This is a genomic window from Pseudomonas sp. UF-293, assembly GCF_058245595.1.
Map to the genome: position 1 here is coordinate 327,023 of NZ_JBSICA010000003.1, position 15,161 is coordinate 342,183.

12 protein-coding genes are annotated in these 15,161 nt (G+C 57.0%); 8 read left to right on the plus strand and 4 right to left on the minus strand.

Annotation, left to right across the window (positions count from 1 at the left end; translation table 11 throughout):
* The first annotated feature begins 11 nt into the window (after nt 1-11).
* From AC4IHP_RS06235 to AC4IHP_RS06270, 8 genes are all read left to right on the plus strand, one after another.
* Entirely contained in the window at nt 12-1,481 is a 1,470-nt protein-coding gene (locus tag AC4IHP_RS06235; RefSeq protein ID WP_490831197.1) for an NAD-dependent succinate-semialdehyde dehydrogenase, read from the plus strand.
* Nucleotides 1,482-1,550: 69 nt separating this feature from the next.
* Nucleotides 1,551-2,963 carry an MmgE/PrpD family protein gene (locus tag AC4IHP_RS06240; protein ID WP_490831198.1) on the plus strand — a complete coding sequence of 471 codons (1,413 nt, stop codon included), beginning with the start codon at nt 1,551-1,553 and terminating at the stop codon, nt 2,961-2,963.
* A 55-nt stretch (nt 2,964-3,018) separates the two neighbouring features.
* Nucleotides 3,019-3,309 (plus strand): putative quinol monooxygenase, encoded by a 291-nt coding sequence (locus AC4IHP_RS06245; RefSeq protein ID WP_048392967.1) that lies wholly within the window; start codon nt 3,019-3,021, stop codon nt 3,307-3,309.
* Nucleotides 3,310-3,564: 255 nt separating this feature from the next.
* A complete protein-coding gene (locus AC4IHP_RS06250; RefSeq protein ID WP_095973892.1) occupies nt 3,565-4,392 on the plus strand; it encodes an IclR family transcriptional regulator in 828 nt (275 codons plus the stop codon).
* A gap of 397 nt (nt 4,393-4,789) precedes the next feature.
* Nucleotides 4,790-6,271: an aldehyde dehydrogenase gene (locus AC4IHP_RS06255; RefSeq protein WP_490831199.1), complete on the plus strand. Its 1,482-nt coding sequence runs from the start codon at nt 4,790-4,792 to the stop codon at nt 6,269-6,271.
* A gap of 85 nt (nt 6,272-6,356) precedes the next feature.
* On the plus strand, nt 6,357-7,100 hold the full coding sequence (locus AC4IHP_RS06260) for an SDR family NAD(P)-dependent oxidoreductase (protein ID WP_490831200.1): 744 nt from the start codon (nt 6,357-6,359) through the stop codon (nt 7,098-7,100).
* Between the two features lie 142 nt (nt 7,101-7,242).
* Nucleotides 7,243-8,616 (plus strand): MFS transporter, encoded by a 1,374-nt coding sequence (locus AC4IHP_RS06265; protein ID WP_490831201.1) that lies wholly within the window; start codon nt 7,243-7,245, stop codon nt 8,614-8,616.
* A 128-nt stretch (nt 8,617-8,744) separates the two neighbouring features.
* Nucleotides 8,745-9,767 carry an SMP-30/gluconolactonase/LRE family protein gene (locus AC4IHP_RS06270; protein ID WP_490831202.1) on the plus strand — a complete coding sequence of 341 codons (1,023 nt, stop codon included), beginning with the start codon at nt 8,745-8,747 and terminating at the stop codon, nt 9,765-9,767.
* A 96-nt stretch (nt 9,768-9,863) separates the two neighbouring features.
* On the opposite strand, the gene AC4IHP_RS06275 is transcribed toward AC4IHP_RS06270, so the two are convergent.
* The 4 genes from AC4IHP_RS06275 to AC4IHP_RS06290 form a co-directional block, all read right to left on the minus strand.
* Nucleotides 9,864-11,345: an aldehyde dehydrogenase gene (locus tag AC4IHP_RS06275; RefSeq protein WP_490831203.1), complete on the minus strand. Its 1,482-nt coding sequence runs from the start codon at nt 11,343-11,345 to the stop codon at nt 9,864-9,866.
* Between the two features lie 9 nt (nt 11,346-11,354).
* Complete coding sequence (locus AC4IHP_RS06280; protein ID WP_490831204.1) at nt 11,355-12,659, minus strand: MFS transporter; 1,305 nt, start codon at nt 12,657-12,659, stop codon at nt 11,355-11,357.
* 178 nt (nt 12,660-12,837) lie between these two features.
* Nucleotides 12,838-13,602 carry an SDR family NAD(P)-dependent oxidoreductase gene (locus AC4IHP_RS06285; RefSeq protein ID WP_490831205.1) on the minus strand — a complete coding sequence of 255 codons (765 nt, stop codon included), beginning with the start codon at nt 13,600-13,602 and terminating at the stop codon, nt 12,838-12,840.
* Nucleotides 13,603-13,698: 96 nt separating this feature from the next.
* On the minus strand, nt 13,699-15,078 hold the full coding sequence (locus tag AC4IHP_RS06290) for an MmgE/PrpD family protein (RefSeq protein WP_490831206.1): 1,380 nt from the start codon (nt 15,076-15,078) through the stop codon (nt 13,699-13,701).
* Nucleotides 15,079-15,161: the final 83 nt, after the last annotated feature.

A 15,161-nucleotide genomic window follows, 5' to 3' on the forward strand; every position in this document is an offset into this window, starting at 1 on the left:
AGGAAAACCTCATGTCCACAGAAACTCAAAGTCACGTCGCCGACGCTACGCATCCACGCGTTGGCTTGTTCATCGATGGTGAATGGATTTTTGATCGCCCATCATGTTTCGAAGTCCGCAATCCGAGCACCGAAGCCGTGCTCACTACGGTACCCGGCGCCAACTCCGAAGATTTGAAGCGCGTATTGGTCGCTGCGGAGCGGGGATTCAAGGTATGGCGAGCGACGCCACCGGTGGAGCGCAACCTTATTATTGCTCGTGCCATCGCTGGTGTGCGTGAGCGCGGCGAGGAAATCGCACAGATCATTACCCGTGAGAATGGCAAGTTGATCGCAGATGCTCGGGCCGAAGTTGAACGCTCGGCGAGCTTCTTTGATTGGGACATGGCGCAGGCGTTGCGTGCTTACGGAACCATTGTCCCGGGCGAAGCGCAGATGCAAAAGCTCATTCTACGCCAACCGATCGGGCCGGTAGCTGCCTTCACCCCTTGGAATGTGCCCCTTAGCGCGCCAGGTCGAAAAATCAGCGGCGCGTTATGTTCGGGTTGCTCGATTATCCTGAAGGCACCAGAAGAAACGCCTGGGGCGGCTGTCGCCATGGTTCAATGTTTCGAGCAGGCCGGCTTGCCCAAGGGGGTGCTGAATCTGGTGTTCGGTAACCCCGCCGAGGTTTCCCAGGCGCTGATTGACTCTCCAGTGACTCGCATGGTCACACTGACTGGCTCGGTCGGCGTGGGTAAACGCCTCAGCGCCTTGGCGGGAGCCGCCATGAAACCGGTGCTGATGGAGCTTGGTGGTCATGCGCCGGTGATTATCTGTGCTGGGGTTGATGCGACCGAAATCGGCAAGATGGCGCTCAAAAGCAAGATCCGTATCAATTCTCAGTGGTGCGCCGCGCCGGGACGTTTCCTGGTTCACGAAAGTCTTTACGAGGAATTTGTCGCTGGGTTCGTTGCAGCGGCGCAGCAGGTGCGTGTCGCTGATGGGCTAGATCTCAAGGCAGATATGGGCCCCGTCACCAGCGGGCGACGGCTGGCGGCAATGCAGCATTTCGTCGATGACGCGCTCGAGCGCGGTGGCAAGGCTGCCGTGGGTGGTCATCGCGTCGGTGATCGTGGCTACTTTTTTGCGCCAACGCTGCTGGTCGATACCCCACTCGATTGCGAAATCATGCGCGAAGAGCCGTTTGGTCCGGTGGCGGTGGCCGTCCCGTTCAAGACCCTTGATCAGGCGATCGAAATCTCCAACAGCCTCTCCGTGGGCTTAGCCGCGTTCGCTTTCACCAATACTCTCGAGGAGGCCGAGCGGCTGAGTCGCGAATTGGACCTGGGGGTTCTGTCGATCAACCATTTCGGTGCGCCGGATCCCGATACGCCGTTCGGGGGTATGAGGGACAGTGGGATCGGTCGAGAAGGGGGGCCGTGGAGTCTCGAGTCCTACATGGTCAGCAAGACAGTGCTGCAAAAGACAGTCCGCGTCTAAGCAAGGGGCCCCGGAATGTGATCAGCCTCCGGGGCCGTGATTTTAGTTGCATCGACGGGAGACCGTTTCATGTCAGAACAGATATTCAATTCGAAACACGTGGCCATAAGCGCCGACATCGTCCATCACTTCTCTGCATTGGCGGCCGGGCTGCGTTACGAAGACTTGCCTGAGGCCGCACGCGAAGCCGCGAAGAAAACCATTCTCGATACCTTTGGGGTAATGCTCGCCGCGAGCGGGATGGAGCCTGCGGTATTGGGGGTCATCGAGGTAGTCAAGGAGTCTGCAGGTACCCCCCAGGCGTCGATTCTGGGCTTTGGGGGGCGCGTCCCAGCGACGATGGCGGCCCTGGCCAACGGGGCGCTGGCGCACTGCCTGGACTACGACGATCAAACACCTTGGGGGCAGCACGCGGCGAGCTCGATCATTCCAGCGGTGTTTGCCTTGGCCGAACGTAAGGGGGGCGTGACTGGCAAGGACATGATTGCCGCCGTGGCTGCCGGGCAGGACATCTTCGCGCGACTGCGGTGCAATGTCGGTTGGAAGAAAGACTGGAACCTGTCCACTGTTATGGGGGTGTTTGCTGCCACCGCGGCTGCCGGGCGCGTCATGGGCTTCAATGCGAAGCAGACCGCCAACGCCCTGGGCATCGCCAGTATGCAGTGTTCGGGCATCATGGAGATGGTGTGTGGTACGGGGAGCGACCTGCGCGGCTTATATGCCGGCTTTTCGGCCAAAGGCGCAGTGCTGGCAGCGCTCATGGCGGAAAAAGGCGTGCCTGGTATCGATTGTCTTTTTGAAGGCGGGTACGGGTTTTTCAACACCTATTTCGACGGCCGTTACGATCGCGACAAAATCCTTGAGGATATCGGTGTCGACTACAAGGGTAGCGTCACCTTGTACAAGCGCTGGCCCTCGGTGGGTACCGCGCACAGTCATATGAAAGCAATTATCGACATTGTTTCGGACAACGATCTTGCGCCGGACGATATCGCCGAAATCCGGTTGTTCGTGGGCGACTATCACGCGCTCATGTGCGAGCCGCTGAACGTACGCAAGGCGCCGGCGACGTTGGCGGATGCGAAGTTCAGCCTACCTTTTCTCGTCGCGGTTGCAGCTGTGCGTCGTGGCATGAGTGTGCTGGATTTCACCGAGTCGGGCCTGCGTGATACGAAGGTCCTGGCCACCGCCAACAAAATTTCCTTGGTCGCCGATGCGTCACTGGACTGGAAGCTGGAACTGCCACTAGGGCGTGTCGAAGTGGTAGCAGCGGACGGTCGTCGCTGGGAAAGGTCCGGTACCCATATTCCCGGTAATGCGGACAACCCAATGACCTGGGCCGATCTCTGTTCGAAATTCGCCGAATGCGCAGCGGTGGCGGTGAGTCCGTTGAGCTCTAACAGGATTGCAGAAGTCCTGCAGCTGGTGCAGTTACTGGAAGACGTCGAGGATGTTGCCGAGTTGATGCGCACGTTGCAATGACGGGTTGATACCTGCGCAGCCTATTTTGAAGAACCACAAAAATGAGGTCCGTACGATGGAAAGAGTGCACTGCGTAGCTGTAACGCTGGCCAAGCCTGAACATCTGGATGCGGTAAAGGCGGCGCTTGAAGCGTTGATCGAGCCTGTTCATCAGGAAAAGGGCATGATCCAGTATGAAATGTACTGTGATCGCACTGAGCCGAGACGCTTCGTGTTCATCGAGGAATGGGAAACCTACGAGGATTTCGAGGCTCATGTGCACGCACCGCATGTGAAAGAGTTTCTGCGAAAAACAGAAGGCTTGATCGAAGAAAACTTCTTTCATCCTTTGTCCTTCCACAAATAGGCAACAGGTCAAACGAGCCGTTAAGGACAAGCCCGATGACGTTGAATTGTCACTTCGGGCTTTTCTTATAAAACCCAAATTTTATTCATATTGTGGGATTAACGTTTTTGTTTCTTGTCTGTTTATTGCTCGATCCTACAATTTGAGACTATGATTAAAAGCCAGCGCACTCCGAATTGCGCGCAACGCAATCATGGTTTTTCACGGGGGCCTGAGGTATTCCGAGGGACCCTTTAACGTAGGATAGAGTGGGTAATGGACATAGAAGCGCTTCATGGGGAAAACCCGGCCATTGAAGACGAGAGAGAAGAGCATGCTCGCGACGGCGCGAGCAGTCTTACAAAGATGCTCAGCATCCTCGATCTGTTCAGTTCCAATCAGGCTGTGTTATCGACCACTGCCATCATCGAAGCACTCGAAACCTCTCGGTCTACAGGGTATCGCTACATCAAGGCGCTGCACTCTGCAGGTTTGCTAAGTACCGTTGGAAATGGCAACTACGTATTGGGTTCGCGCATTATCGAGCTGGACTTACAAATCCGTAATACCGATCCGCTGCTGCAGGCCAGTAAGGGGGTGCTGGAGGAACTGGTCGATACGATCGGTCACTCGGCGCTCTTGTGTACGGCGTTTAGGGACTCGGTGCTATGTATTCGGGAGCATCGTGCACCTCTGAGCCCCGAAAATCGATTTCGACGTGGACAGCGCAGGCCGCTGTTTCAAGGTGCCGTGTCCAAGGTCATCCTGGCTTATTTCCCTCATCATCGGCTAAAAAGCCTTTATAGCCGTGCGCAACCCGATATACAGCGAGCGGGCCTAGGCGACACATGGGAGGAGTTCCGGAGCACGCTCAGCAAAATCAAAAAAGACGGCTATCTCATCACCAAGGGCGAATTCAATCCCGGCGTCTATGGTGTAGCGGCACCTATTATCAATGAGAGCAACATCGTCTTAGGCAGTATTGGCGTTGCTTGGGATGAAAAGGAGCGGCGCGATGTCGACGTCAAGCGTGCGGTGGTATCTGTCAAGCGCGCGGCGCGAGAGATCTCCAATCGCCTTGCCCAGGCAGAAGTAAATATCTAGCGGTTCCCACCCGGAGTGAATTGTCTCTCCAGCCGGCCAAGGTCATCCTTCCTGCGTGAATCCAGGCGCCTGATTCTGGCCGCCTGGATGGGCCGTTATCACTCAAAGAGTTTTGCTCGTAATCCGCCGTCTGTCGGTTTACATCCCTCCTACTGATCGCCTTTCCCGCCCTCCGGCCCACCGAATCTTCGGGGTGTCATCGCGTCCTTGCACCTGTCTTCAACGTGGTTGGACAGGTTCGTTCCTGTCTGATCCTACGATATTGAACTCAAGGGCAATAAAGACGGATATAGATTTCCTGTTGATTTATCCCACTATGCGAGATAGTTTAATTTTGCTGTGCGGCAATTCGGCGCACCTTTGCAAGTGCGCAAACCAGCAGAAAGGAGAATGGCAGTTGAAGACCTACGCACATTGGATTGATGGAGCTTACCAAGAGCCGGCGGGGCGCGAATGGATGGACACCCAGGACCCTTATCTGGGGGAGGCATGGGCAAGAATCCCCCTGGGAGTGGCAGTTGATGCCGACGCGGCGGTGTCTGCGGCTAAACGCGCGATGACGTCCGGGCCCTGGGCAAGCATGAGCGCAACCCAGCGTGGAAAAATCATGCGGCGTATCGGTGACCTGACCTTGGAGAATGCTGATCGTCTGGCCGAACTTGAGGTGCGCGACAACGGCAAGTTGCTGGCGGAAATGCGCGGCGCTATCAGCAACGTGGCGGAGATTTGGTATTACTACGCGGGCCTTGCCGACAAGATCCAGGGTTCCGTGATGCCGATCGAGAAAGAAGGCATCGTCGCGATGACTACCCGGGAACCGGTTGGGGTGGTGCTTGCGTTGACTGCTTGGAATGCGCCTTTGAATTTTTTGGCGCTCAAGTGTGCCCCCGCATTAGCCGCAGGTTGCGCAGTGGTGGTTAAACCCTCGGAGTTTTCTTCGGTCAGTTCGCTGGAGTTCGCAGCGCTGACCAAGGAAGCCGGTCTGCCGGACGGCGTCCTGAATGTGGTCACAGGCTTGGGCCTTGGCATTGGCGCTCCGCTCGTTGAGCACCCCGACGTTGCGATGGTCACCTTTACCGGATCTGACGCAACGGGCGCCAAAGTTTACGAAACCGCGGCTCGCCATATGAAACGAGTCGCGCTGGAGCTGGGCGGCAAATCACCCAATATCGTTTTCGCCGATGCGGACCTGGAGCTAGCTGTGGCCGGAGCTGTCTCCGGTATCTTCGGCGGCGGCGGCCAGATGTGCACGGCCGGCTCCCGGCTATTGGTTCAAAATTCTATCTTGGAGGCTTTTACCGAGCAGTTAATTGCCGGGGCGCGTTCGGTAAAATTGGGCAATCCGATGGAGCCGGCCACCCAGATGGGACCCATGTCCACCACTCCGCAATATCAGAAAGTGCTCGATTACATCGAGATAGCCAAGGCAGAAGGTGCGCGCTGCGCATTCGGCGGCCAGCCTGCCAGTGGGCCGGGCATTCGCGGCGGTCAGTTCATCGAACCGACGATTTTTACCCACGTATCCAATTCGATGCGCATTGCCCAAGAAGAGGTATTTGGCCCGGTGCTGTCCGTCATCGGCTTTGAGGAAGAGGCTGAAGCTGTCTCCATCGCCAATGACATCGCCTATGGGCTGGCAGCCGGGGTGTGGACCCGTGACATTGGCCGGGTGTTTCGCATGGCCAAGGCGCTGGAGGTCGGAACGGTCTGGGGCAACACGTACCGTACCTACAGCTACACGATGCCCTTCGGCGGCATGAAAAAGTCCGGCATAGGACGGGAGATGGGCATCGAGGCGGTGGATGAGTTCCTCGAAACCAAAAGCCTGATGATTTCCATCGCAGATGCACGCCCGCGAAACAACTTCATTCCGCGTTGAGCCGGCTGATAGCAGCATGAGCGAGTGACGACATCAGCGCTCATGACTGTTTGTCCTTACAGAACAAAAAAGGGAAAACAAGAAAATGACCGATAAGGCTTCTCATCAATCCAGCCTCGCCCGTCTGGATGGACGGCGAATCGTAATCACTGGCGCTGCATCGGGTATTGGACGAGCGACAGCAGAGCGCTTTCTAGCGGAAGGGGCCAGCGTCGCGTTGCTTGACAGGAATGGCGAGGCATTGAACGCGGCGTTCAAGGGCAGGGGCCATTGCTTCGCAGTCGATATCAGCGACGAGAAGGCTGTAGCGCAAGTCACTGAGCAAGCGGCGCGGGACATGGGCGGTATCGACGGCGTGGTCAACGCCGCCGGGATCATGGGCAAGGGCTCCATCCTTGAGGTACCTGCCGATGAGTTTCGTCAACAGATCGAGATCAACCTGGTGGGCACCTACATCGTTTCGCGCAACTGCCTGCGATGGATGACGGATGAGCCCTTTGCAACGATCGTGAACATTGCCTCAGCGGCGGGCCTGCTGCCCAATGCGCCGGGCCTTACCGCCTATGCGGCATCCAAAGGTGGAGTGATCAACCTGACACGATGCATGGCAGCGGAGTTGGCGCCACGGGTGCGGGTCAACAGTGTCTGCCCAGGCATGGTGGACACGCCGATGGCGGACGGCTACCGGGCCAACGTCAGCAATTACGCACTCAAGCGTTTGGCTGATCCGTCGGAGATCGCGGCGGCCATCCTCTTCTTGACCTCTATGGAGTCTTCCTACGTCACCGGTACGGCGCTGGCCGTTGACGGTGGCCGTTCTTTTCATTGAGAGGCAGCGACATCAGGGCACGCGGGTGCCGGCTGGCAACGTGCCCGTCAGCTGGATCGATCATCAGTGAGTGAAGTATCCCTGGCTGCCGTCTTTCGCGATGGAAGGCGGCCGTCTTACGGTCATCACAAGGACAATAAAAATGGCAGGTACAGACTCCTTTGGCCAGACGGCCGACTCATCTCCGCGTTACGCCAAACCTATTGGAGAACAACATCCGATTCGCACGTCGGACGCAACCTTGTCGTCTGAAAAGGCTCGTCGAAAATCGCTGATTCGAGGCGTGCTGGGGGTTTCGTTCGAGTATTACGATTTCGTCGTCTACGCGACATTCGCACCCTATTTTTCCAGGTTGTTTTTTCCTCAGGACAGCGCGCTTGCCGCGTCGCTCAATGTGCTCGGAATTTTCGCCATCGGCTTTCTTGCTCGGCCGGTTGGAGCGATGCTGGCCGGCAGACTGGCGGACCGCTTCGGACGCAAGCCGATCATGCTGTGCGCCTTGATGCTTGCCACCCTGGGCAGCTTGGTCATCGCCTGCGCCCCGACCTACAGTTCCATCGGGGCCGCCGCGGCTTTTGTGCTTGTGGCGGCTCGGCTGATGCAGGGGCTTGCCCATGGGATGGAGAGTATCTCGGCGTTCGTCTATGTGGGCGAAATGGCCGATCCTAAATGGCGAACGCTGCAGAGTTGTGCTTATCCCATCGGATTGATTCTTGGCATTATCCAGGGAACGCTGTTCGGCGCGATCCTCAGCTCTGTTCTCAGCGCAGAAGACATGCAAGGGTGGGGCTGGCGAATTCCCTTCGCGATTGGCGTTCTGTATGGGCTGTTAACGGTATTCCTGCGCCACGGAATGGACGAATCTTCCACCTACGAAGATGCCAAGCACCAGGCGAACCTCGAGGATAACGGCTACTGGCGAAACGTCTGGCGATACAGAAAGACAGTGCTGATCCTGTTTCTGATCTGGCCGGCCAATTATGTTGCTTCGTACACCATGCTCGTAACCTTTGGTGATTACGCCATCACCATGCTTGGGGCCAAGCCAAAGGATGCCTATTGGGCGGTCCTCGTCGCGCAGGTCATGTACCTGTTCATGTTGCCCGTCTGGGCTTATATCTCTGACCGTCGCGGGCGGCGCTTCAACTACACAGTTGGATTCGGGGCCATTTTCCTGCTCGTTTACCCGCTGCAACATTTTTTACTGGGGCCAAGCTTTCTGCAGATTCTGCTACCCATGGCGATCGGCTTGTTCTTTTTCGCGGCGGTGGCCTCCACTGAGGTCGCCTTCATGAGCGAACTGGTCCCCAACCGGGTCCGGGCACAGGTGATCAGCATTCCGTCGTCTGTTTCGGCCGTCATATTCGGCGGAACCGCGCCCTACATGAAGTCGTGGTTGACCGCATATATCTCGCCCAATGCCTTTATTTTTTACTTTATGGCGCTGGCGCTTATCGCGGTGTTGGCTGTTCGGTTCCTGGTTAAAGAAACCCGCGGGCGGGATTTGGCAAGCTGAACGAACGGGAAGTACTTGGGGCGGTGGTGTATGTCAAAACGCCTACGTCCCTGTGTTTTATTCACTCATATCCAAAGCACGCAGGCCCTAGCACTCCACTCCAAAAATAAGTACAGAGGTGTTGTTCCATGCAGAAAGCGACCTTAGTAGCCCTCGCCATAGCGCTGAGTTCCAGATTGTCACTGGCAAATAATTCGAACACCCTGCCCACGTTGAACTACCCGACCCAGGGCCAACAGCTCTACGCGACAGCCGCAGCAGAAAAAGATCTGCTTACAGTCACCGCGCAGCCTTGGTTCAAGGTGACGGACGAGGCATGGCAACTTGAAGGACCCGCCTTTGACCGGCAAGGCAATCTGTTATTTGTGGAAGTATTAGGCGGACAGGTACTGAAGGTCGACACTCAAGGCCAGCTTCAGGTGGTGGTGGCGAAAAACGCGCGTGGTTCTGCAGGCCTCGCCATACACAAGGACGGGCGCTTGTTTGTCGCCGGGCTGGGGAATTACGTCGATACAGGCAATCTTACGGTCTACGATGCCAACGGTAAAAAACCTGAGGTGATTATCGACACGAATAATGGTTTCCTGGTCGATGATCTGGTATTCGATGCTCACGGCGGTTTCTACTTTACCGACCTTAAGGGCACCTCCACGGAGCCTACTGGCGGCGTATATTACGTGCCAGCCGATCACAAGAGCATTGTGCCAATCCTGCCTAATATGGCGAACGCCAACGGCATAGCTCTCTCTCCGGATGGGAAGAGATTGTGGGTCACAGAGTTTGGTACGGGGTTGCTGCACCGCGTCGAGCTAAAGGACGCACAGTCAATTGCGCCGTTCGGGGCGGTGGTGGTTTACCGCTTCCATGGGCCGTCGCCTGACTCGATGCGGGTGGATGCAGACGGCAACGTCTATGTCGCGCAATACAGTCAAGGGCGCGTACTGGTGCTTAATCCCAACGGTCTACCAATCGGACAGATTCTGCTACCGGGTAGGGAAACGGGGCATTTCCTGTTTTCTACCAGCATGGCTCTCAAGCCAGGCACCCGGGAAGTGTATCTTGTGGCGAACGATGGTGATCGGGGACAAGGGTCGATGATTTTCCGGGCGCGAGGGTTTGCGCAGGCACTTCCACTGTTTTCCCATCAGTAACGAGGGAGGGCATGGGCTGGAAGCGGCTTTGTTGAGTGCCCGCTTCCAGTTTGACTAGCGTCCCAATGAGTGGGTAAACAGCAACTTGGCGATGCCTCAGCGTGGGATGAAGTTGTTACCCGGACGCGCGTCTGCAATCGAGATCATGAGGCTTTTCGTCTCCAGGAACTCGTCGACGGCTTCGATCCCCATTTCGCGACCGATGCCTGAACGCTTCATTCCTCCAAACGGCATCATGTAGCTGTAAGTGCGGTACGTGTTACCCCAGACGGTTCCAACCTCCAGTGCTTTGGACATCCTGAACAATCGTCCAGTGTCGCGCGTCCAAACGCCTGCAGCCAATCCGTAAGGGATGTCGTTCGCGATCGAAACAGCTTCGGCTTCGTCTTTGAAGGCAATGACGGACAAGACTGGACCGAATACTTCTTCCTGGGCGATACGCATACCGTTTGAAACACCGACAAATATTGTGGGCTCGACAAATTGGCCGCCCGTTAGGCCGGGTCCGGTTGCGGGCTTGCCACCCAGAATGCAATGCGCCCCTTCGCCCTGGGCGATCTCGATGTATTCCAGTACTTTTCGGTATTGTGGTGCGGTGGACATTGGACCCATTTGGGTGGCTGGATCCATGGGGTTACCGAGCCTCACGGACCGAGCGCTTTCGAGCAACCGCTCCGTGAAGGTTTCAAGAATCGAACTCTGCACCAATAGGCGTGAACCTGCCGTGCACATTTGACCTCCGCCACCGAAGATACCGGAAACCGCCCCGGCAACGGCCAGCTCCAGGTCAGCGTCTTCGAAGACAATATTAGGCGATTTACCGCCCAGCTCCATGGCGACTCGTTTCATATGGCGAGCAGCAGTTTCGTATACCTTTGTCCCGGTCAGATCAGAGCCGGTGAAGGTGACCATCGCAACGTCCGGGTGTTCGACGAGGGGCGCGCCGATATCCGAACCAAGTCCGGTTACCACATTGAGGACGCCATCCGGCAATCCGGCTTGCCTGGTCAGTTGGGCAAATTCGAGGGAGCTGATCGAGGAGTATTCGGAAGGTTTTACGACTGCAGCGCAACCGGCTGCCAACGCGGGGGCACATTTGAGTGCCATGAAGTTCAAGGGGGCGTTCCAAGCGGTCAACGCAAGTACCACCCCAACCGGTTCCCGGGTGGTCATTGCGACTATTCCCGTCTTCTCGATCGGCATCACGGAGCCCTGAATTTTGTCGGCGAGCCCCGCGTAGTAGTTCCAGATATCCGCGACGCTTTTTATCGCCCCGCGCGTCTCGGCGAACAGTTTGCCGTTGTCACGCACTTCGAGCTCCGCGAGCAGGTCAATGTGTTCTAGCGTAAGGTCGCCAATCCGCCGCATGATCTTGCCACGCTCGGTTGCGCTCATGCGTGCCCATGGGCCCACTGTCATGGCGCGTTTGGCACATGCGACCGCAGCATCCGCGTCGGCAGCAGAACCCAGGGGGATTTTTGCCCACGGCTCGCCGCGATAAGGATCGACACTGTCCATCCATTGCATGCAGGTCGGATTTCGATAACTGCCGTCAATCCAATGCGCGTAAGTTTTCACGGAAATCTCCTAACTGAGTGATGTTTCAGGCTGTACGGCCGGGACATGATTCGTGCGCGTTCGGTTGATAAACAGCACGATTGCCGCGGCACACAAATTGATGCCCGCCAGGATCAGCAGGCCCACGGTGAAATCACCGGTGCGGTCGCGGAAGAAACCCATGATGGCGGGACCCGTGAAGCCTCCCAAGTTGGCTATCGCATTAATGGCTGCGATCGCGCCGGCAGCGAATTTCGTGGGGATCTGACTGAAGCACAACGACCAGAATGGCGAGATCGAAGCCCAACAGCCTATCGCTGCGCAGGAAAAAGCCGCCATCCGGGCAAGTGGATCGCTCAGCAAGGCCGCCGCTGTTAAACCCAGCGTTGCGAGTACTATCGGGGCGGCGGTATGAAAACGGCGTTCCAGCCTGGCATCGGATCGTTTTCCCCACCAGATCATGGCCATTGCGGCCAGAGCATAAGGCACTGCAGAAATTAATCCGGTCTGCAGATCGCCAAGGCCAAATTCCTTGATGATCCTGGGAAGGAAAAAGCTTACGCCATAGGCGCCTACGACGATCGCGAAGTTGGCCAGCCCCAGCAGCAGAACCCGTGCGCTGGTCAATGCACGAAACAGGCTGTCGTGCGGCAAAGGAGGGCAGGCGTCGGCATCCTCGGCCAGACGTGCAGCCAACGCTTGTTTCTCTTGTGGGGATAGCCAGGTTGCATCGTGGGGGCGATCGGTCAAATACCGAAGAACGACGAACGAAAGAACAATCGCTGGCAGCGCCTCGAGAAAGAACATCCAGCGCCAGCCAGGAATGGCGAGGGTTCCGTCGAGCTCCAGAAGCACACCGGAGACCGGCCCCCCGAGTGACAGCGATATTGGAGCAGCGCACAGAAACGTTCCCATAACCCGGGCGCGATAACGGGAGGGGAACCAGAGCGTCACGAAGTAAGTGATTCCTGGGAAAAAACCTGCTTCTGCTGCGCCTAATAACAGGCGCAGAGCATAGAACTCCGTATCCGTGGTAACGAAGGCCATGGCCCCGGACATCAGGCCCCAGGTAAATAATATTCTCGCGATCCAACGTCGTGCGCCATAGCGGGCCAGCATCAGATTGGAGGGAATCTCGAATAAAAAATAAGTCAGGAAAAACAGCCCGGCACCCAGCCCAAACGCGGCAGCGGTGAGGCCGATGTCCTTGCTCATGTGAAGTGCGGCGAATCCTACGTTTGCGCGATCCAGATAAGCGACGAAATAGCAGACAATCATCAACGGCATCAGTCGCCGAAATGCCTTTTTTGCCGCGGTGTCATCGGCGGTTGTCATGTTGTTCTCCCTTATTATTATTATTCAGCGTTGTTCTGCGCAGCGCCTGGTATTGCGAGGCCTGTTAAAGCTTTTTTGGGGCCGCGATTCACATGCGTGTTGTTCGCCGGGCTGACGGCACTCTCCCTGCGTTTCGGTTAAATAAACGCCGTCGGGAGGTGCCGGTTCTAGCCCCGCGTTACACCGGCGGGATGCAGGCGGTCTGGCCTCCGTCGACGCTGATCACCGCTCCAGTCATGAAGCTTGCGTCATCGGTCAGCAGGAACGCGGCGACTGCTGCGATCTCTTCTGGTTCGCCTTCGCGACCGATCGCGTGCGCTGCCCGAATGCGTTTGGTCTTCTCGGGGTCTTCGAACATATAGGCGGTAAACGGAGTGCGGATCATCCCGGGCGCAATGGCATTGACGCGGATTCCGAAACTTCCGAGTTCCGCGCCCATGGTGCGGGTGATGCCGGAAACGCCAAACTTCGACGCGACATAGGGCAAACGATTCGGAACGCCGAGGATGCCAGCACCCGAGGAAATGTTGACGATCGCCCGCGAGCTTTTGTCGTCTCGGACGGCGCGTGCGAAGGCTTGGCACATCAAGAACGTGCCATCCAGATTCACCGCCATCACTCTCTTCCAGTTTTCCAGATCGCAGTCAAGAACGTTGCCGACGCCTTTGATGCCGGCACAGTTGATCAGCCCATGCAGGTTGCCCAACTTGTTTTGCGCCTCAGCGACAAATGTTTTCGCCTGCTCGGGATCAGATACATCGAGTGCTGCTGCGTAAACCCGCTCGGGTTCATCGAACCCAGCCGCTATATCGTTGATTCGAGCCTGATCAATGTCCGCAATTGCAACGCTTGCACCTTCGTCGTACAAGCGTTGCACGCAAGCCGCGCCAATCCCGCTGGCTGCGCCCGTTATCAGAACTGCTCTGCCTTCGAACCGTTTCATGAATGCACCTCTTATTGTTGGATGACTTCGGTAAGTTTCAACGTCGTGGAAAAAAGCAGCCGAACATACCCGGCCGCCTGAGAGGAGTCCTTGCGGTCAAGTCAGGGCGTGCAGCAATTTCGCGCAGTCGTCTAGGGATTCCAGATTTCGCGCCATCTGCACGGCAGCATCGATGGCATCCGGTGCCAAAGGATGTGCAGCGACCGACGCGCAGTCCCGGAATTTTGAAATCAGTCGATCCCAGGACAACGGCGTTTCCGGGCTGCCCGGGACGTTGTCGCCCTTGCGCTGAAGCCGCCGGCCATCACGCATGAGGATTTCCAGGCGGCCATCGGGAATCGTTACTTTCCAGTCCAGATCGCTGTCTTCAATCGGAACGACTTTTTGTGCCAGCGCAAGCACCTCAGAATCGACCAGTGCGGCGGAACTGAAATCGCTGATGCGAATTTCTCCGCGTGCCAGGGCCAAGGCAACGCAGTAAGGAAGACTGAATTTGGCATCCACGAGGGTTTTCGGGGCGCGACGCACGTCGAGGGGAGTGCACATGCGCATATGGAAGTCGCCGACGTAGGCGTAGATCTGCTCGATCTCGCTGGCCTTGAGAGAATGTTCACGCATCATTTCAATCGCTGCGTGAATATAGGTATGCACGTTGCCGACCGCAGGCCAGGCTTTGTAGATCATCGATGCGCCAAGATAAGTCTTGCCCAGACCTTCAACCATTTTGGCGCGATCGTATTCACCGCCAAAGTAGACGTTGAAAATACCGGCCTTGCCTTCGAACAGATCGTTGATTCCGGTAATCCCTCGCTGCGCCATCAACGCTGCAAGCACGGCGCCTTGGGCGGTGAAACCGGCGTACATTCCTCTCAGGTCGCTGCCGATACCGAAGATGACTTCCATTGTCCCGGCTGACTGCATGCTCGCAATGCCGAGGGCATGAGCAAGCTGTTGCGCGTTCAGCCCCAGGATGTGACCCGCAGCCGCGGCAGCGCAATACACCCCGAGGACTGAGGAGAGATTCCAATCCTGCTTCCAACGCACATTGCATCGCAGGCGGACGAAAAGGTCCTCGCCCAGGGCTACAGCAGTGATTAGATCCTTGCCGCTGACACCGCCCTTGTGCTGTGCGATGGCGAGCACGGCAGGTACCACGGAACTGTCAGGGTGCGCACCCCATGGGGTCTGGTTGTCATAATCCAAGCAGTGGGCCATTACCCCGTTGGCGAAGGCGGCCATGGGGGCAGGAACTTTGCTGTTGAATCCCAGGACGGAGCAATCCGGACGTCCGCCGCCGTTTAGCACGATATCGGCTACTCCTTGGACTGCAGGCTCCATACCGCTGCCGGCAAGAATGACGCCCAAGGTGTCCAGAATGGATTTTTTCGCCGCCTCAATAGCTTCGCCAGGGAGATTCTCATAGCGGGTATTAGCGACATGACGCGCAATTTCATGGCTTAAATCGATCGTTGACATAGTGGCGCTTTCACTCGGAGAAATTGTTATTGGGACCTTCCTTGAGCACCTGTCCAGCCCGTCCGTGGGCTTAGTGAGCGCCT

Coding starts and splice junctions, on each gene's coding strand:
- AC4IHP_RS06265 (WP_490831201.1), top strand. CDS start 7,243: ATGGCAGGTACAGACTCCTTTGGCCAGACGGCCGACTCATCTCCGCGT.
- AC4IHP_RS06270 (WP_490831202.1), top strand. CDS start 8,745: ATGCAGAAAGCGACCTTAGTAGCCCTCGCCATAGCGCTGAGTTCCAGA.
- AC4IHP_RS06280 (WP_490831204.1), bottom strand. CDS start 12,659: ATGACAACCGCCGATGACACCGCGGCAAAAAAGGCATTTCGGCGACTG.
- AC4IHP_RS06285 (WP_490831205.1), bottom strand. CDS start 13,602: ATGAAACGGTTCGAAGGCAGAGCAGTTCTGATAACGGGCGCAGCCAGC.
- AC4IHP_RS06260 (WP_490831200.1), top strand. CDS start 6,357: ATGACCGATAAGGCTTCTCATCAATCCAGCCTCGCCCGTCTGGATGGA.
- AC4IHP_RS06290 (WP_490831206.1), bottom strand. CDS start 15,078: ATGTCAACGATCGATTTAAGCCATGAAATTGCGCGTCATGTCGCTAAT.
- AC4IHP_RS06240 (WP_490831198.1), top strand. CDS start 1,551: ATGTCAGAACAGATATTCAATTCGAAACACGTGGCCATAAGCGCCGAC.
- AC4IHP_RS06250 (WP_095973892.1), top strand. CDS start 3,565: ATGGACATAGAAGCGCTTCATGGGGAAAACCCGGCCATTGAAGACGAG.
- AC4IHP_RS06235 (WP_490831197.1), top strand. CDS start 12: ATGTCCACAGAAACTCAAAGTCACGTCGCCGACGCTACGCATCCACGC.
- AC4IHP_RS06245 (WP_048392967.1), top strand. CDS start 3,019: ATGGAAAGAGTGCACTGCGTAGCTGTAACGCTGGCCAAGCCTGAACAT.